The 17368-nt window shown below is 74.9% G+C and carries 14 protein-coding genes; 10 read left to right on the forward strand and 4 right to left on the reverse strand.

Annotated features, from left to right (window positions below; all coding sequences use genetic code 11):
* Positions 1-95: 95 nt before the first annotated feature.
* From OG776_RS41110 to OG776_RS41135, 6 genes are all read left to right on the forward strand, one after another.
* Positions 96-920, forward strand: a complete 825-nt coding sequence (locus OG776_RS41110; protein WP_329318187.1) for an AfsR/SARP family transcriptional regulator — start codon at positions 96-98, stop codon at positions 918-920.
* 705 nt (positions 921-1625) lie between these two features.
* A complete protein-coding gene (locus OG776_RS41115) occupies positions 1626-2372 on the forward strand; it encodes an acyl carrier protein (protein WP_329318185.1) in 747 nt (248 codons plus the stop codon).
* A gap of 18 nt (positions 2373-2390) precedes the next feature.
* On the forward strand, positions 2391-4856 hold the full coding sequence (locus OG776_RS41120; protein ID WP_329318182.1) for a beta-ketoacyl synthase N-terminal-like domain-containing protein: 2466 nt from the start codon (positions 2391-2393) through the stop codon (positions 4854-4856).
* Positions 4853-5857: a 4'-phosphopantetheinyl transferase family protein gene (locus tag OG776_RS41125; RefSeq protein ID WP_329326626.1), complete on the forward strand. Its 1005-nt coding sequence runs from the start codon at positions 4853-4855 to the stop codon at positions 5855-5857. The genes OG776_RS41120 and OG776_RS41125 overlap by 4 nt, the downstream gene beginning before the upstream one ends.
* A gap of 60 nt (positions 5858-5917) precedes the next feature.
* Positions 5918-7645, forward strand: a complete 1728-nt coding sequence (locus OG776_RS41130; RefSeq protein ID WP_329326300.1) for a class I adenylate-forming enzyme family protein — start codon at positions 5918-5920, stop codon at positions 7643-7645.
* A 554-nt stretch (positions 7646-8199) separates the two neighbouring features.
* Positions 8200-8931: a response regulator transcription factor gene (locus OG776_RS41135; RefSeq protein ID WP_148014528.1), complete on the forward strand. Its 732-nt coding sequence runs from the start codon at positions 8200-8202 to the stop codon at positions 8929-8931.
* On the opposite strand, the gene OG776_RS41140 is transcribed toward OG776_RS41135, so the two are convergent.
* Together OG776_RS41140 and tnpA are read right to left on the reverse strand one after the other, a co-directional pair.
* Positions 8886-9821, reverse strand: coding sequence for a DUF817 domain-containing protein (locus OG776_RS41140; RefSeq protein WP_329323602.1), 936 nt, complete (start codon positions 9819-9821; stop codon positions 8886-8888). The genes OG776_RS41135 and OG776_RS41140 overlap by 46 nt on opposite strands.
* A gap of 102 nt (positions 9822-9923) precedes the next feature.
* A complete protein-coding gene (tnpA, locus tag OG776_RS41145) occupies positions 9924-10352 on the reverse strand; it encodes an IS200/IS605 family transposase (protein ID WP_148009707.1) in 429 nt (142 codons plus the stop codon).
* A 52-nt stretch (positions 10353-10404) separates the two neighbouring features.
* Here tnpA and OG776_RS41150 point away from each other — a divergent pair, with 52 nt between their 5' ends.
* The 3 genes from OG776_RS41150 to OG776_RS41160 all read left to right on the forward strand — a co-directional run bounded on the left by OG776_RS41150 (position 10405) and on the right by OG776_RS41160 (position 13913).
* Positions 10405-11619: an RNA-guided endonuclease InsQ/TnpB family protein gene (locus OG776_RS41150; RefSeq protein ID WP_329318171.1), complete on the forward strand. Its 1215-nt coding sequence runs from the start codon at positions 10405-10407 to the stop codon at positions 11617-11619.
* Between the two features lie 557 nt (positions 11620-12176).
* Entirely contained in the window at positions 12177-13400 is a 1224-nt protein-coding gene (locus OG776_RS41155; protein WP_329318170.1) for a helix-turn-helix domain-containing protein, read from the forward strand.
* A 336-nt stretch (positions 13401-13736) separates the two neighbouring features.
* Positions 13737-13913, forward strand: a complete 177-nt coding sequence (locus tag OG776_RS41160) for a hypothetical protein (RefSeq protein ID WP_187286092.1) — start codon at positions 13737-13739, stop codon at positions 13911-13913.
* 122 nt (positions 13914-14035) lie between these two features.
* Here OG776_RS41160 and OG776_RS41165 read toward each other — a convergent pair whose 3' ends face one another.
* Positions 14036-14509 carry a DUF1772 domain-containing protein gene (locus tag OG776_RS41165; RefSeq protein ID WP_148014604.1) on the reverse strand — a complete coding sequence of 158 codons (474 nt, stop codon included), beginning with the start codon at positions 14507-14509 and terminating at the stop codon, positions 14036-14038.
* Positions 14510-14742: 233 nt separating this feature from the next.
* On the opposite strand from OG776_RS41165, the gene OG776_RS41170 reads away from it, so the two are divergent.
* Positions 14743-15966, forward strand: coding sequence for an FAD-dependent monooxygenase (locus OG776_RS41170; protein ID WP_329318164.1), 1224 nt, complete (start codon positions 14743-14745; stop codon positions 15964-15966).
* 558 nt (positions 15967-16524) lie between these two features.
* On the opposite strand, the gene OG776_RS41175 is transcribed toward OG776_RS41170, so the two are convergent.
* The gene (locus tag OG776_RS41175) at positions 16525-17103 is read right to left on the reverse strand and encodes a TetR/AcrR family transcriptional regulator (RefSeq protein WP_148014843.1); all 579 of its coding nucleotides are present in this window, start codon (positions 17101-17103) and stop codon (positions 16525-16527) included.
* Positions 17104-17368 lie beyond the last annotated feature (265 nt).

Genomic DNA, 17368 nt, shown 5'->3' on the forward strand with positions numbered 1-17368 from the left:
CCACAAAAACCGCACGAACGGTCGGGTATTGACAGACCGGATGCGCTGTTTTGTAATCGGGGGTGCGGCAGGGGACACCGAGCAGGGGAGACGGCGTGGACATCGACGTACTGGGCGCACTGGCAGTGCGGGAGAACGGGGTGTCCATCACCCCCACGGCGCCGAAACCGCGGCAGGTCCTGGCACTGCTCGCGCTCCGCGCCGACCAGGTGGTGCCCGTCGCTGCCCTGGTCGAGGAACTGTGGGGCAACTCCCCGCCGCGCAGCGCCCGTACCACCCTGCAGACGTACGTGCTGCAGCTGCGCGAACTCCTCGCGCAGGCGCTCGAAGGCGGCCGCAGCGGTGCCAAGGACGTCCTGATGACCCTGCCGGGCGGCTATCTGCTCGTCTCCGGCGGCGGCCGCAGTGACGTGCGCGAGTTCGAGCGGCTCGCGGGGGAGGGCTACCGGGCCATGGACCAGGGGGCCTTCACGGAGGCGGCCCGCACCCTGGCCGGGGCGCTGGAGCTGTGGACGGGGCCGGCGTTCGCGGACGTGACGGCCGGGGCGCAGCTGGCGATGGAGATCCGGCGCCTGGAGGAGAGCCGGCTGTGCGCGCTGGACCAGCGCATCGAGGCCGATCTGCGGCTGGGCCGCCACCGTGAACTGCTGCCCGAACTCACGGTGCTGACGAGCCGTTACCGTACCCACGAGAACCTGCACGCGCAGTTCATGCTGGCCCTGCACCGCTCCGGGCGGCGCAGCGAGTCGCTCAGCGTCTACCACCAGTTGCGGGCCACCCTCGTCAACGACCTGGGCCTGGAGCCCTCGCCACGGCTGCGGCGGCTGCAGCACTCCATCCAGACGGCGGCGTCGGAGCCGGCCGCGGTACCCGCGCCGTTCGACGGCGCGGGACCGCCCGCGCCCGCACGGGCCCGTTAGGACCCGCACCGCCCGCCGGCACCGCCCCCGCACCGTCCCGCCCGCCCGCACACCGGTGCCGCGGGCGGCCGGCCCGGGGACGGCGAGACTCGCCGGGCACCGGCAAGTCGCCCGTCGGCCCGGCGACTTGGCGACTTGGCGACCAGGGTGGCCCGCCGGCCCCGCGGCCCGGCGGCCCGGTGGCCTGACGCGTGGCTTGGGTCGTGCGGCCCGGATGAGGTGGCCCGGCGTGCGGGTGGTGCACGGGCCGGGGCCGGTGTACCGGACCTGCCCGCACGGGACGGTCCGCGCCCCGCTTGCCCGCATCGGGCGGCCCCCGCATTCGGGCGGCCCCCGCATCGGATGCGTGGACCGCCCGGACACGCCTCCTCCGTACGGCACTTGAGCGCCCCCGCCCACGCCTGCGCCCGTGTCCGCGCGCCCACGCCTGCGCCCGTGTCCGCGCGCCCACGCCTGCGCCCGTGTCCGCGCGCCCGCGCCCGCATCCGTGTCCGTGTCCGTGTCCGCGCCTGCGTACCGCGTGGGTGCGGGCGTCGTGCCGGTGCGGCGGCTCATTCTTTGGGCGGAGGGGGCGGGGGCCGGCTGGTTCCGGGGAGCCAGTCGCCGGGGCCGGGGATCACCACGGCCGGGGATGTGGCGCGGTGGCGTCGGCGCCCACAATGCCAGGACGGCCAGCCGGGATCCGACCCCTGGGAGACGCCCACCATGACCTCCGCCCCCGACCCGCGCACGGCCTGTCCGACGCCGGCGGCCGACGTGCTCGCCGAGCTGACCGCGGTACTGGCGGGCATGATGGGCGTCGAGCCGCAGCGCCTGGACGCGCAGGACTCCTTCCGGCTGCTGGGCCTGGACTCGATGCTGTCCGTCGAGTTCGTCGCGGCGCTCAACGCGCGTTACGGCACCCGGATCGCGGCCACCGCGCTGTACGAGCACCCCACCCCGGCGGCACTGGCCCGGCACCTCGCGGCCGAACTCGCCGCACCCGCACCGGCATCCGCATCCGCGCCCGCAACCGCACCCGTGTCCGCACCCGTGTCCGCGGGCTCGTCCGTGCCGGGTGCGGACACGGTCACCGACACCCTGCGCACGCAGCTCGCCGGGATCCTGCACTGCGCCGTGCGGGACATCGACGTGAGCGCGCCGTTCGACGCGCTGGGCCTGGACTCCATCCTGGCGGCGGAGTTCCTGGCGGGCATCAACCGCACCTACGGTCTCAGCGAGCAGACCGACCTGCTCTACGACCACCCCGACCTCGCGGCCATGGCCGCGTACGTCACCGCGCGGGTGACGGACACCCCCGTTCCCGCGGCCGGGCGGGCGGACCGGGCGCCGGACCCCGCGCAGCCGCCCCGGGCCGTGGAGATCGACCTGAACGCGCTGCTGGACGCGGTGCGTGACGAGGTGCTCAGCATCGATGAGGCGGCTGCCCTGCTGGCGGCCCGTTCCGCCTGACACGAAGGGCACACGGTGATGGACACCCGCGAGATCCTCACGCGGTTCAAAGGAGGCACCCTGCGGCGCGAGCACGCCGTCGCGCTGCTGGGCGGCACCCCCCTGCCGGCGGCGGCCGGAACACCTGCGCAGCCCGGCCCCGCGGTACGCCCCGGCGACGGGATGCGGCCCGCGACGGGCAGCAGCCCCGCACCCGCCCCCACCACCGCGACCGGCCCCAGCCCCAGCCTTGGTCCCGGTCCCGGTCCCGCTCCCGATCCCGGTCCCGGTCCCGGCTTCGGTGGTGGGGCGGGTGGCGGCGGGGGTGTCGAGCCGTGCGCCGTCGTGGGGATGCAGGGCTGCTTCCCGGGGGCGGGGGACCTGGACGCGTTGTGGCGCCAGGCGCTGGGACAGCACACCCGTACGGACGCGCCGCCGTGGGAAGAGGACCGGTTCGCTGACGGCGCGGGGGAGTTCGGCGAGGGACTGCTCGCCCTGTTCGGCCTCGACGCGGCCGGCGCGGCCCCTCTGGACGGCCGGGAACGCCTGTTGGCCCGCAGCGTGTGGCAGTTGCTGGAGAGCGCCGGGTACGCCGGGGCACGGACCGACCGGCTGACCGGGCCCGACAGCACGGGGCGCGGTATCGGGGTCTACGTCGCCGCCGGCCCGGCCGGCACACCGGGCGGGTCCGTCCCGGGCGTGCACCTGCCGGGCGGGGCCGGAGCGGCCGGGCGGCTGTCGCGGCTGCTCGACCTGCGCGGGCCCAGTCTGAGCGTCGACACGGGCGCGTCCTCCTTCCTGACCGCGCTGCACCTGGCACTCGCCGGGCTGCGGGCGGGGGAGTGCGAGGCGGCGCTGGCCGGTGCCGTCGAACTGCCGCCCCGTCCGCAACCCCACCCGCCCCACACCCATCCCCGCGACCCGGCCGGCGCCGGTGCGGGCGGGGAAGGCGTGGGAGGCGGGGGAGTTGTGGTCGTGCTGCTCAAGCCGCTGGCCGCGGCCCGTGCGGCCGGGGACCGTGTGTACGCGGTGATCCGGGCCGGTGCGGCCGGTCACCCGGGCCGACTCGGAGCCGTGGCGCATCATGCCCGGCTGGTCGGCCGGGCACTGGCCGCGGCGGGCCTGCCGGTCCCGGCCGCCGCCCCGCACGGACCGGACGGCGACCCGTGGCCCCCGGAGTCTGCCGCGCCGCCCGGCCTCCCTGCCGTTCCCGGTGGTGCGGGCGGCGATCCGGCGGCATCCCGAGACGCGTGGCAGGCGCTGGGCATCGCGGTGCGGGAGACCGTCCGGACGGCGGCGGACCCGGCAGAACCGGTGAACCTGGCAGAACCGGTGAACCTGGCAGAACCGGTGAGCCCGGCGGAGTCGGTGGACTTGGCGGGCGGGACGGGGGTGCTGGCGGCGGCGGTCGCCCTGGCGCGTGCCGTGGGGCAGGTGCGCCATGCCACGCTGTTGCCCGGGCCGGGCCGGACGGCGCCCGCCGTCTGGGAGCAGGTCCGCCGCGACGACGGCACCACGGTGCCCCGCAGAGCTCTGGTCGGTGTGTCCGCGCCGCCGGCCGCGGACGCCGTGCTGGTCGTGGAGGAGGCGCCCCGCGCACACCGTCCTCCCGCACCGGCGCGGCCGCCCGCGTCCGCCCATCGGCCCGTCTCCGCGGAACTGGTGCTGCTGTCCGCCGCCACGCCCCGCCAACTGGCGGACACCGCGGCGCGGTTGGCGCGGTGGCTGAGCGGCACGGCACACCACGGCGGGCCGGGCGGAGCGGACCTCGCCGCGGTCGCACACGAACTGCGCCTGGGCCGGGCCGCCCTGCGCTGCCGCCTGGCGGTGGTCGCCCACACGGTCCCCGGCCTGGCCGCGCACCTGGCCGCCTTCGCCGAGTCCGCCGGGCCGGGCCGCCATCCGGCGGGCGTACACAGTGCCGACCTGCGCGACGCGGGCGAGCCGCTGCTGCTCGACGGGCTCGCGGAGACCCGCGCCTACCTGGCCGCCCTGTGGCAGGGCGGCCACCTCGAACAGCTGACGCGGCTGTGGCTGGCCGGGGCCGACATCTGCGCCGTACTGCCCGCGCACCCCGGCCCCGCGGACATCGAACTGCCCCCCACCGTGCTGCAACCCGAGCCGGAGCCCGAGCCCGAACCCGAGCCCGAACCCGGGCCCGAGCCGGAGCCCGAGCCCGAACCCGGGCCCGAGCTAGAGTCCGAGTCCGAGTCCGAGTCCGAGTCCGAGCTGGAGTCAGGGCCTGGGCCGGAGCCGGAGTCCGGACCCGAGGCGGAGTCCGGGCCGGGGGCCCGGCCGGCGCCCCGGCCCTGGCCCGGTCCGCGGCCCCGATCGCGGTCAGGGGCGGACTCCGCGGTCCGCTCGGTATCCCGGTCGCGGTCTCGACATGGGCCGCAGGAAGGGCCGGTGGAGTCCGCTCCCGGCGCAGCGGGGCCTGGTGTGACGGGGCCCGGCGCGGGTGCGCGCGTGGTGTCCGACGCCGGTACGGACGGAGTGCAGCGGTGACCGCACCCCTGACCTCCCCACTCCCGCCCTCGGCCCCGGCCCGGTCGCCGTCCGCGGTCGTGCCCGAGACCCCAACCGCCCAGGCCCCGGCCCACGTCCAGGTCCCGGCCGGGGTTCCGGTGTCCGTTCCGGGGCCGGTGGCCGGTGCGGACGCGGGCCGGGACGAGCCGGTCAAGCTGTGGCTGTGTCCCAACGACGGCCTGCCCCCGGCGGTCGCCGGTCTGCTCGCCGCGCACTGGCTGGACGCGCAGGAGCAGAGGACCGCGAGCCGTTTCCTGTTCGAACGTGACCGGAGGCAGTACCTGCTCGCGCACACCCTGGTGCGGCGCGCGCTGGCGCTGGAGGCGGGCCTGGCCGAGGCCGAGCTGGTCATCTGGCGTTCCGCGCGGGGGCGTCCCTTCCTGCGGCCCGCCGCGGGTGAACTGCCGCGCGGCGGGGCCCAGCTGGACTTCAACCTCTCCCACGCGGGCGGCTACAGCCTGCTGGGCATCGTGCGCCGCCACCGCATCGGTGTGGACGTGGAACGCCTGGAGGACCGGGACGAGCGGGCCATCACCACCATCGTGCGCACCTTCGCCGCCCCGGAGCGGGAGTGGGTGGAGCGGGCGGCGCCCGGCCCGGACCGCGACCGGCGGGCGCTGCGGGTGTGGACGTTGAAGGAGGCCTACTCCAAGGCCCGCGGGATCGGCCTCGGACTGCCCTTCGACGCGTTCGTGTTCACGCTGGACGACGAGCGCGGCGTACGCGCCTTCACCCCGCCCGCCGACGATACGGCCCGCCCGTGGCGGTTCGTCGAACTGGAGCCGGTGCCCGGTGTGCTGGCCGCCGTCGCGGTGCCCGCCGACGCGGCCCAGGACCCGGTGCTCCACCTCGGCTACGGCTTCCCTGGAGCCGCGCGGAACTCCGCAGCTTCCCGCTGCCCCGGCCGGTGGGCGGCCGGCCGGCCGCGGCCCTCGTGTGAGCACCGGGACCATCTCCAGCAGGCTTCGAAGACCTCTTGAGCCGGCACACCTACCGTGAGGCGATCCGCTGTTCCCGCTGTCGGCAGCCAGGAGGCCACCGTGCCCATCCTCCGGTATCTGGAGAGCCCGCTGGACGACCTGCTGCGCCGGGCCGCCGACCGTGACGCCGACGCCCCGGCCGCGGTCACGGCCGGCGCCGCGGTGACCTTCGCCGCGCTGGACCGGGAGGCGGACCGCATCGCCGGCTACGTACGGCGCACCGTCCGCCGGGCCGACGCCGTCGTCGCCGCGGCGACCACCCTCGACGCCGTCTTCCCCGCCGTGTACTACGGCACCGTGCGCAGCGGACAGTTGCTGGCCCTGCTCGACCCGCAGATGGGACCGGCCGCGCTGCACGAGGTGTGCACGGCGGCCGGGGTCGAGATCGCCTTCGTACCCGGCCCGCTGGCCGCGCTGCTGGCCGCGCTCGCGGACCGGCTGCCCCGGCTGCACACCGTCGTGGTCACGGACCCCGCCCCCCGCCCCGCGTCCGCCCGTTTGGGATCCGCCCGTTCGGCATCGGGCCTGCCGGTGCCGGTGCCGGTGCCGGTGCCGGTGCCGGTGCCGGTGCGGCCGCCGGCCGGTGGAGCGGTGTCCGGCGGCCGGGGGGCCTGTGCGGTGGTGGCGCTGTCCGCGGCCGTGGCGGGGGAGGCGGCCGGCGGGCCGGTGCGCAGGGCGCGGCCGGGTGCGGACGCGGTGGCGTGCCTGCAGTTCGCGCCGGACGGCGCAGGGCGGCTGAAGGGTGTACGGCTGACCCACCGCAACCTGGTCGCGGGCGCCGCCCAGACCGCGCTGGCGCACCGGCTCGGTGCCGCCTCCGTCGCCTTCAACCATCTCCCGCAGTACCACGCCGTGCACCTCAACTCGGCCGTGCACGCGGGGGCGCGGCAGGTGCTGTGCACGGACGCGGACCCCTTCGGGGCGCTGGCGGAGGCCGCGCGGGCGGAGGCCACCCACTACTACGGGCTGCCCGCCCGGCTGGACCGGCTGGCGGACGATCCCCGGCTGGCCGCGCACGGCGCGGACCTGCCCGGCCGGCACCTGCGGCACCTGGGCGCCATCCATGTCAGCGGCGGAGTCCTGGCGCCGGAACGGGCCCGTACGCTGCGCGACGCCCTGCGGGTGTCCGTACTGCAGGGCTACGGCCTGACCGAGGTGTTCACCCTCTCCCACCACCAGCCGCCCGGCTCGCGGCCCGGTCTCGGCGCGGTCGGGGTGCCGCTGCCGGGCACCGAGTGCCGGGTGGTCCTGCCCGGCGGCACCCGGCCCGCCCCGGTGTGGTCGACCGGCGAGGTGCAGATCCGCGGACCGCAGCTGAGTCCCGGCCCCGTGGAGGGGATTGGCCCGGCGCCGCGGGACACGGACGGCTGGCTGTCCACCGGCGACACGGGCTACCTCGACGCGGACGGCGGACTGCACCTCGTGGACGCCCACCGCTCGGTGTTCACCTGCGACGACGCGCTGGTCGCGCCCAGCGTGGTGGAGCGGGTCATCGGCCAGGACCCGCGGGTGGCCGAGTGCATCGTCGCGGACTGGCCCGACCCGGCGCGCGGCGCCCTGGTCTGGGCCGGAGTGGTGCTGCGCGAGGAGTTCGACGCCGACGCCCCCGCACTCCTCGACGTCCTCGACTCCGTCGCCGAACAGGCCAACGCCCGCCTCGGCCCCGGCGAGCAGATCCGCCGCCTGGAGGCACTGGACGCCGTCCCCCGCCGGCCGGGCGGCCGCCCCGCCCGCCGCGAACTGCGCCTGCGGCTGCACGCCCTGGCCGCCGGGGAAGCCGCCGCCTGACCTGACCTGACCTGACCTGACCTGACCTGACCTCGGCCCGACCTGACCCGGCCCGGCCTGCCCCCGACCCGGCGCCGGGCCAGGTCAGGTCAGGCGCGGTGATTCGCCGAACTGCGGGTGTGTGCCGCCGTGGTGAGCATTCCGGCGGGGTGAACTCCGTTGGCGTACAGCCGGTCCAGCACCAGGGCCCCGGGCCCAGGGCCCAGGGCCCGTCGGCAGAGGCCCCGGGACAGCGAGGCCCGCCCTGGGACAACAGGGCCCCGGGACAGCGAGGCGGCCGGACGGCGAGACGCCAGGGAGGCGACGCGCCGGGACAGCGGGTCAGCCGGACGGCGACACGCCGGGACAACAGGGCGCGCCGAAACAGTGAGGCGCGCCGGGACGGCGGGTCAGCCGGGCGGCGGGGGCGCGCCGGGATGGCGCGAGACGTGGTAGCGGTCCGGTCGCGGTCCGCTGGAGCGCGCCGGACACGGCGGCGCGCGCCGCCTACGGTGAGCCGGCGGGACATCCCGGGATCCGGCGGGGCATCCCCGGACAGCAGCGAGGAGGCCGTCATGGACGAGCGGCACGCCACACTCCGGGTGCTCCCCGTGCCGGCCCCCGCGCACGAGGGACACGCCGGACACGGCCCGGCTCCCCGGCCCGGCGCGCCGGCCGCCGTGCGGGTGCACGTGGTCGGTGACGACCCGCTCGCCCGGCGCGGCATTACGGCGCTGCTCGAGGGCCATCCCGGTATCCGTGTCACCGGCGAGAGCGAACCGGGGCCGGACCTGCTCCGCGCGCTGGCCGCCCGGCCGCCGCATGTCCTCATCGCCCACGGCGCGTTCGCGGGCGACGGCTGGGAGGTCCCGGTCCCCGGCGGCGCCCGGCTGCCGGTGCTGGTCCTGGGCGGCCCGGCCACCACCGACCGCACCGACCGCGCCGGCCGGCTGCCGGCCACCGCCACCGCCGGCCAGCTCGCCTCCGCGGTGGTGCTGGCCGCGGCCGGCTACACCCTGGTGCACGGTCCGGCCCCGGCGGAGGCCGGACGCCGCTTTGCCGCGCCGCCCGTCCCGCCGATCTCACCGGTCAGTCCCGACCGGCTCACCGACCGTGAGTGCCAGGTCCTCGGCCTGCTGGCCCGCGGCCTGTCCAACGGCGAGATAGCCCAGGCCCTGACGGTGTCCGAGCACACCGTCAAGACCCACGTGCAGAACATGCTGCACAAGCTGCGCCTGCGCAACCGCGTCCACGCGGCCATCTACGCCTTCGAGTCCGGCCTGCGCCCCCGGCCGCCCGCCCCCTGACCCGTCCCCGTCCCCGTGCGTACGCGTGTCTGCGTGCGGGTGCGCGTTCCCGACTCCGGCTCCCGGGAGGGGACTTCGGGCACCGGGAACCGGGGGGTCACGGCCGCGGGATCGCCGGGACGGGCGGGGCGGCAGGCCCGGCAGACGACGAAGGTGACGCTGATCAGCAGGGCCCAGGAGATCCATTTGGACGCGGACACGGGCTCCCAGCCGTGGAGTTGGTAGGGGTATCGCCAGGCCCCGAAGTAGGTGGCGATGTTCTCGGCCAGCCACAGGAAGAACCCGATCAGGACGAACGACAGTGCCAGCGGCATCCGGTGGCGGCGCCCGCCGACGGTGAAGTGGACCCGTACCCCGGCGGTCGCGGCCAGCAGCACGGCGCCCAGCGGCCAGCGCAGGTCCGGCAGCCAGTGACGGGTCAGGAAGTTGAGATACAAGGCGCCGGACAGGACGGCGGTGACATGGGCCCGGTAGCCGGTCAGGGCCAGGTCCAGCAGCCGCCAGGACCGGCAGACGTAACTGCCCACCGCGGCGTACATGAATCCCCCGTACAGCGGCACACCGGCGACCTTGGTCAGCGCCGGTTCGGGGTAACTCCACGAACCGGTCCGCACTTTCACCAGCTCGAAGACGAGTCCCAGGACATGGCACACGGCCACGACCGCCACCTCCCGGGGGGTCTCCCACCCCAGTGCGAAACCCGCGCCGGTCAGCAGCATCCCGTAGACCAGCAGCAGGTCGTAGCGTGCCACCGGCAGCGGCGGGAGCAGCACCGAGAGCGCCAGACCGCCCAGCAGCGCGCAGGAGAACGCGCAGCAGCGCGCCTGCACCCACGCGAACCGTGCCGGCTGCCACAGGAGTGTCCCGCCGGGGTACCCGATCCTGTCCATCCTTGATCTTTGCAGGGAATCCCGGCCTTCAGGCCGGGCGGGAATGCGATCCTCGGCCCGGAGGCGCGCAGCGCCGGAGTTCCCTGCGTCTCGGGGTGGCGGTCAGGCAGGCCGTTTCTGGTTCTCGATGTAGTCCCTGACGATGCTCAGTGGTGCGCCGCCGCATGACCCCACGAAGTACGAGGGCGCCCAGAACACCGGGCCCATGCCGATGCGGTTGACCCGCCCGGTGTATTCGGCGCGCAGGTAGCGGGAGCTGACACCTTTGAGGCTGTTGACCAGCTTGGACAGGGCGATCTTCGGCGGGTAGTGCACCAGCAGGTGGGTGTGATCGCCTTCGCCGTTGAATTCGACCAGCTCCGCGCCGAAGCTCTCGCAGACGTCCCGCATGATCGCCTCGCAGCGCGTCAGCATCTCGTCGTTGAAGACCTCACGCCGGTACTTGGTGACGAACACCAAGTGGGCATGCAGGTGGTGGACGACGTGATTTCCCCGGCGGACATCGGGGTTCGGTTCCCAGCGCGGCGACATCCGCCAAGCGTATTGTGGGCAGGCGAACCCCAGCCGAAGGGGGGCGGGCCGGATGATCCGTGCGTACAAGTTCCTCATGCGGCCCACCGTGGGCCAGCAGGCCGCGCTCGGCGAGATGCTGCGGGACCACTGCTCCCTCTACAACGGGGCCTTGCAGGAACGCCGCGATGCCTACCGGCACGCCTCGAAGACGAGCATCACGTACGGGCAGCAGTCCGCGCAGCTCAGGGAGATCCGGGCATTCGACCCGGAGCGGCAGGGCCGCTGGTCGTTCAGCTCACAGCAGGCCACACTCCGCCGTCTGGAGAAGGCGTTCGCCGCGTTCTTCCGCCGGGTCAAGTCCGGTCAGACCCCCGGCCATCCGCGCTTTCGCGGGGTGAACTGGTTCGACACGGTGGACTTCCCCAAGGACGGCGACGGCTGCCGCTGGAACTCCACCCCGCACGACCCTGTGACCCGCGTCCGTTTCCAGGGCGTCGGGCACATCAAGGTCAATCAGCACCGCCCGGTGGCCGGCACGGTCAAGACCGTCAGCGTCAAGCGCGAGGGCAGGCGCTGGTACGTCGTGCTGACCGCCGAACAGACAAAGCCGCAGCCGCTGCCGCCGACCGGCAGCATGGTCGGCATCGACATGGGCATAGCCAACTTCCTCGCCGGCTCGGGCGGCGAGTTCGTGCCCGGTCCCCGGCACGGACGGCGCGCCGCCGCGAAGCTCGAAGCCGCACAGCAGGCACTGTCCCGCTTCCCCCGGGTTCGCCGGGACAAGCGCACCGCCAACCACCGGCGTGCCGTGGACAAGGTCGCCGGACTTCACCGCAAGGTACGCCTCCAGCGGCTCGACCACGCGCACAAGACAGCCCTCGATCTGGTCCGCAAGCACGACGTCATCGCACACGAAGACCTCAAGATCCGCAGCGTGGTCAAGGCCCCCGCGCCGAAGCCGGACCCCGGCCGGCCCGGCGGCTTTCTGCCTAACGGGGCCGCCGCGAAGACAGGGCTGAACCGCTCGATCTCGGATGCCGGATGGGGGGTGTTCCTGACGATCCTGCACGCCAAGGCTGAAAGCGCCGGACGAGAATTGATCGCCGTGGATCCCCGCAACACCTCCAGGACCTGCCCCACCTGCGGGCACGTCTCAGCGGAGAACCGGCCCACCCAGGAGAAGTTCCACTGCGTCTCGTGCGGCCACAGCGCGCACGCGGACACGGTGGGCGCCCTGAACGTTCTACGGGCCGGGCTGGTCCGTCGCGACGCCCAACCGGCATAGCGAGAAGCCCCGGCGTTCACGCCGGGGAGGAGTCACGTCCCGAAGACCGCCGCGGGCCACGGATGGTTGCGATCTTCCGGTGTCAGGAGGCGACCGGGGCACAGCGCCGGGGCCAGCCGATGTCCTCGTCGGAGGGGGCGGGTGCCGGTCCGGCCGGCCGGCCGGTGCCCGGTGTGCGGGCCCGGCCGCCGGGTTTCGCGGCGGCCGGCCGTGCCGCCCGGTGCGCGCACACCGATGGCCTCATCGTCGACTCCCGGACGTTTGACATGCGCAAGGACTCCGCGCCGGCCGGGGTGCGCCGGCCGGATGATGCCGAGCCTGCCCGGCCGTGCTGGAGGAACGCTGGAGAAGCGCACGAGACGGGCGTGAGACACACGTGAGGCGGACGTGAGAGATGCGTGAGGCGGACGCGAGACACGCGTGAGGCGGGCGTGAGGGACGCACGAGATTTCCGCCCCGGGCCTGGCAAAGGTTTGCCCGCGTGTTGCCCGCAGCCCTACGCTCGGGACGGCTCCCGGCGAAACTTTCTTGCCCGCTCACCCCAGGGGATTCGAATCATGCTGCGACAGCCCGCGTTCGGAAACCGCCTGAAGAAGCTCCGGACGGCCCAGGGGTTGTCGCAGACGGCGCTGGCGGGTGAGGGCATGTCCACCGGCTACCTCTCGCGTCTGGAGTCCGGGGCGCGCCAGCCCACCGACCGGGCCGTCGCCTACCTCGCCGACCGGCTGGGTCTCAAGGCCGCCGACTTCGAGGAACCGGTCACCGGCTCACTGGCCCACGCGCTGACCCTGGCCTCCTCCACCGGTTCCGCGGACGCCATCGAGTCGCTGCGCGCGGCACTGGCCGCCGAGGGCCACGAGAGCGCGGTGCTGCGCTGGCAGGCGCTGTGGCTGCTGGCCCGCTCCGCCCGCCTGCAGGGCGACCACGCGGCCGAACGCGCCGACCTGGACCGGCTGGTCGCGCTCGGCGACGAGGTGGACCTGGCCGAGCTGCGGGTGCGCGGCCTGACCCGGCTGGCACGCTGCCTGCGTTCGCTCGGCGAGATCACCCCCGCCCTGGACGCGGCCGTCGACGCCCACCGGCTGGCCCTGGGCGAGGACCTGGGCGTCGAGGACCGCGCCGCCGCGCTGCTGGCCCTGGTGTCGGTCCAGGCGGAGGCCGGACAGGTGCCCGAGGCGCGGGTGCACGCCGACGAACTCACCGCCCTGGTCGAGGGGCGCAGCGACGCGCTGTGGGCGGAGGCGATGTGGACGGCCGCCGCCGTACGGGTGCGCCAGGGCGACCACACCGGCGCGCAGCACTGTCTCGACCAGGCCCTGGAACGCTTCAGCAGCCAGGAGGACCTGGTGCTGTGGCTCCGGCTGCGGCTCGCCGCGGGCCGGCTGCACCTGCAGAAACTGCCCGCCGACCCCGTCCGGGCCCAGCGCTGCGCCGAACAGGCCGAGGCCGCCCTCGTGTTCGTCGGCACCCCCGCCCTGCGCCAGGACCTGACCGCCCTCGAAGCCGACCTGGCCTTCGCCACCGGCCGCTACGACGACGCCCGCGCCCTGCTGGGCGGCCTGGCCGGCGACGAGCCGAGGATGACCTACCGCGACCGGGTCCGGCTGGAGATCCTGCGCCAGCAACTGCTGATCCTGGGCGGCGACGCCTCCGGCGTGGAGGGGCTGCGCGCCCTGGCCCAGCAGGCCCAGGCCGACGCCAACATCGACCTCGCGGCGGAGATCTGGCGCACCCTCGCGGACGCCCTCGCCCCGGCCCGCCCCGCCGCCCCGCCCGTGTGACCGGCCCCGCCGGCCGCCAAGTGCCCGCCACCGGATGCCGGTTCGCCCCGCGCCCACAAGCCGCGGCCGGAAAGCCGCGGGCCCGCGAGGTGGCGTGGACGGGGGAGATCGGGTGGCGGGGCGGGCGAATCCGGGTGGCGGGCCCGGGCGGATCTCCCGGCGGCGGAGCGGATTTCGGATCACCGTTCCCCCGCTTCTCCGCTTCTCCGGTTCTCCGTTCTTCCGTTCTTCCGTTCCTCCGTTTCGCGATTCCGTGGTTCCGCGGGTTTTTCTCGATGGTGCCTCGAATTCCGGTGGACGGGGCGGGACATGCCTTGACGGGTGGAGTGGCGGTTCGTGAATCTCGGAACGGTACTGGCCGTTCACGCCCGAAGGGACACCATCGTGGTCAGCAAGAAGAGGAATCCCGCAGGACCCGAGCCGGAGCTCATCCCCGCCTTCGGCAGTGAGGTCACCGACGGTCTGGACGAGGACACGGAGGCGGACGTCCTGGGCAGCATCGCCCTGCAGTAGCAACCCCGCCGTCCCGCACCGCACTTCACCTCACGGCCCGCGGCGCGGACGGCGGCGGACGTGGGGGAGGGGACCCGCCGGCGGGTCCCCTCCCCTGTCCGTCCGTTCTCCCGCCCGTGCGGTCAGGACGTCACGAGCGCCACGCACATCGCGCCCAGTGCCACCGCCTGCAGCACGACCCGGGCGTTGATGACGCTGTCCCAGGTGCGCTGCAGGCCCCGCGCGTCGGGTGCGGTGCGGCAGTCCAGGGCGGCGCCGGTGAGCTCCTTGTTCACCGGCGCGCTGACCTTGTTGTAGACGGCCAGCCACACCACCAGGGCCAGGGCCGCCACCGCCGCGGCGACGGCCGGCGCGGTCTTGCCGTCGACGCCGGCCGCGACCGCGGTGGCCACGGTGGCGACCAGGCCGAAGACGCCCGGGACGGGCATCCGCCGGTCCCCGAAGCGGTGGATCTGCCCCATGGTGCTGGTCAGCACCGCGTCGTCGACGTGCGCGAGGGCGGGCCGCTGGACGATCGCGGAGAAGACGTCGGTGCCGTAGACCACCGCGTTGGCCATCGTGGCCACCACGGCCAGGGTTTGTACGAGCGCTTCCATCACAACCACCCTTGTCCGTCTGCCGGTTGCCACAAGGGCCGTGCCGCCCCGTGGATTTATCAACGCTAGATGTTCTGTCGACACTATCAAGTTCAGTGCTTTGAATGCTAGCGTTGACAACTCCATTAGTCCGCAAGGAATTCGGCGAGGACGTGGGGCGGCCCGGCCGGGGCGGTCCGCCGTGCCGCGCCTTGCGAGGACATCCGCCCGCACCGCTACGAGGAGACACCCAGATGGCCCATGGACGTGCCCGTCGCGTACTCATCGCCGGCGGAGGGATCGGCGGCCTGGCCGCGGCCCTCGCGCTGCAGCGCAGCGGTGTGGAGTGCGCGGTCTTCGAACGGGCCGAGGAACTGCGCGACGGCGGCGCGGGTCTGCACATCTGGACCAACGGTGTGCTCGCCCTCGACTTCCTGGGCGTGGCCGGCCGGGTCCTGGAGACCGCCCCGGCGCAGCACGTCGCGCACTTCAGCACCCACCGCGGCGAGGTGCTGGGCGCCTGGCCGGTGGGGGACTTCGTCGAGCGCTACGGGGCGCCCACGATCGCCGTCGAGCGCTCCGTCCTGCACGGTGTGCTGCGGGACGCGCTGCAGGGCTCCCCGGTGCGCACCGGCGCGCACGTGGTCGGCTTCGACCAGGACGAGGACGGGGTCACCGTGCGCTTCGCGGACGGCGGCAGCGAGCGGGGCGACCTGCTCATCGGCGCCGACGGCATCCACGGCGCCGTCCGTGACTGCCTGTTCGGGCCCGCCGACAACCGCTACAGCGGCTACATCGCCTGGCGCGGCCGCTCGCCCCTGAAGCACCCCGACATCCCGCCGGGGACGTTCAACGCGATGTTCGGGCCCGGTGTCCGCTTCACCTACTACGACGTCGCGCCCGGCCTGGTGCACTGGATGAGCGTGGCCAACGGGCCGGCCGGCGGACGCGACGAACCCGGCGTGCGCGAGATGCTGCTGCGCCGGCACCGCGGCTGGGGCGGACCGGTCGCCGACATCCTCGCCGCCACACCGGAGGAGGGGATCATCCGGGGCGACGTCGAGGGCCGGCGCCCCGAACGCCGCTGGGGCCGCGGCCGCGTCACCCTCCTCGGGGACGCCGCGCACCCCATCACCTTCAACATCGGCCAGGGCGCCTGCCAGGCACTGGAGGACGCCCTCGTGCTCGCCGAGCACCTCGAGCACGCCGGCAGCGACCCGGTCGCCGCGCTGCGCCGCTACGAACAGGAGCGCCGCGCCCGTACCGCACCGCTGCAGCGGATCGCCTGGCGGATCGGGCGGATGGGCGCGGTGGAGCATCCGCTGCTGATCCGGGCGCGCGAGGCGTTCATGCGCAAGAACTGGAACACCAAGGCCTTCGCCGCGGCCGAGAAGGGCCAGGTCGCCTACGGCACCCGCTGGGCGCGCGAAACCCGCCCGGGCAGCCCGGTCCCCGCCCCCCGCACCACCGTGGACTGACCCCGGCCCCCGTCCCCGCCACCGCCACGGACCGGTCCGGGGCCGTTGCGCCACCGCGCGCGGGACCTCGGGCCCTGCCGGCCCTGCCACCGCGGCGGGAGTCACCGGCCGTACGGCATCGTGCGCCCGCCCCCGGCACCCCCGGGGCCCCACGCCGTGGCCGGCTTCCGGGCGCGCGCCATCCCGCGCCGGCCGCGGGCGCACCGCCGCCGGCCGGCCCCGGCCCACCCCCTCCGCAGACCAACTCCACGGCACGGAAAGGAGCTTGGACAGCGCCTGGGCTCGGGACCCACCTCGCACAGGAGCGCCCCCGATCCGGGACCCGGCCTCACCTCCGCGCCGGGCCGGAGCGCCGAGGCCGGGCCACGGCACCCGCGTCCGGCGCCGGTTCACCCCACCCGCACCCGCACCGCAACCGCGCGCACCGCAACTCCCCGCACCACAGCCCCCCCGCACCGCAACCGCCCGTGCCGACAGCGACGTCGACGCTCCGCCAACTCCATCCGTTCCACCGCCTCCACCCGCAGCAGGCACCCCGGCCGAGCCCCGCGGGGCCTGTCACGCCGGCGGAGCCATCGGGCGTGCCCCGGCCCGGACCGCCGGGTACAGGCCGTTCCAGAGCGGGTGGTCGGGCGGGAACCCGAGGGAGACCAGGACGTTGACCAGCATCCCGTACGCCATGAACGTGGTGGTCTGGCCGGTGTCCGCGCCGAGCGGGCGGTGGACGGTGTCCCACAGCCGCTGCCACTCGGCCCGGACCGCCTCGCCGAACCCGGCGTCCCCCCGCGCCTCGCAGGCCGCGACCGCGACGTACACCTGCATCTGCATCAGCAGCCGTTCCGGCTCCTTGAGGATGACGCGGGTGTACGCGTCGGCCATCGCGCGCAGTGCCTCCTCGCCCGCCAGGCCCTTGGTCGCCTCGGCGAACAGCCGCGCGGTGTCGGCCAGACAGCGCCGCGCCGCCGCCAGGAACAGGGCCCGCTTGCCCGCGAAGAGACGGAAGAGGTACGGCTGCGACACCCCCGCGCGCCGGGCGACGGCCTCGGTGGAGGTCCCGTCGTACCCGCCCCGGGCGAACTCGCTCATCGCCGCGCGGATGACGCTCTCGCGCCGCTCGTCTGCGCTCATCCTCACCATGACCACAAGTTAGTGTTTGATCACTAACTGGGTCAAGGGGTCGGCCCGGGTAATACCCGGAGCGGTGGAACGCGGCTGGAATACGGGTGGGTTCAGGGTGGGTTCCGGGTGGTTTTCCGGCGGATCGCGGGCGGGAAAGGGCGCGCCGTCCGGTGCGGAATGCGGCGGCGGGAATCCGGCGCGGTACCGCCGGTCCAGACGCATTCGAGGAATGCGCCAGAACTCCGTGCCAGATTCACAGAATCGAGATCCGGTCGCCGACGGC

This window comes from Streptomyces sp. NBC_01689, assembly GCF_036250675.1.
Classification (GTDB): Bacteria; Actinomycetota; Actinomycetes; order Streptomycetales; family Streptomycetaceae; genus Streptomyces.

Excerpts from the sequence above, each read along its gene's own strand:
- OG776_RS41115 (WP_329318185.1), top strand. The coding sequence starts at position 1,626 with ATGACCTCCGCCCCCGACCCGCGCACGGCCTGTCCGACGCCGGCGGCC.
- OG776_RS41120 (WP_329318182.1), top strand. The coding sequence starts at position 2,391 with ATGGACACCCGCGAGATCCTCACGCGGTTCAAAGGAGGCACCCTGCGG.
- OG776_RS41135 (WP_148014528.1), top strand. The coding sequence starts at position 8,200 with ATGGACGAGCGGCACGCCACACTCCGGGTGCTCCCCGTGCCGGCCCCC.
- OG776_RS41140 (WP_329323602.1), bottom strand. The coding sequence starts at position 9,821 with ATGGACAGGATCGGGTACCCCGGCGGGACACTCCTGTGGCAGCCGGCA.
- tnpA (WP_148009707.1), bottom strand. The coding sequence starts at position 10,352 with ATGTCGCCGCGCTGGGAACCGAACCCCGATGTCCGCCGGGGAAATCAC.
- OG776_RS41150 (WP_329318171.1), top strand. The coding sequence starts at position 10,405 with ATGATCCGTGCGTACAAGTTCCTCATGCGGCCCACCGTGGGCCAGCAG.
- OG776_RS41155 (WP_329318170.1), top strand. The coding sequence starts at position 12,177 with ATGCTGCGACAGCCCGCGTTCGGAAACCGCCTGAAGAAGCTCCGGACG.
- OG776_RS41165 (WP_148014604.1), bottom strand. The coding sequence starts at position 14,509 with ATGGAAGCGCTCGTACAAACCCTGGCCGTGGTGGCCACGATGGCCAAC.
- OG776_RS41170 (WP_329318164.1), top strand. The coding sequence starts at position 14,743 with ATGGCCCATGGACGTGCCCGTCGCGTACTCATCGCCGGCGGAGGGATC.
- OG776_RS41175 (WP_148014843.1), bottom strand. The coding sequence starts at position 17,103 with ATGGTGAGGATGAGCGCAGACGAGCGGCGCGAGAGCGTCATCCGCGCG.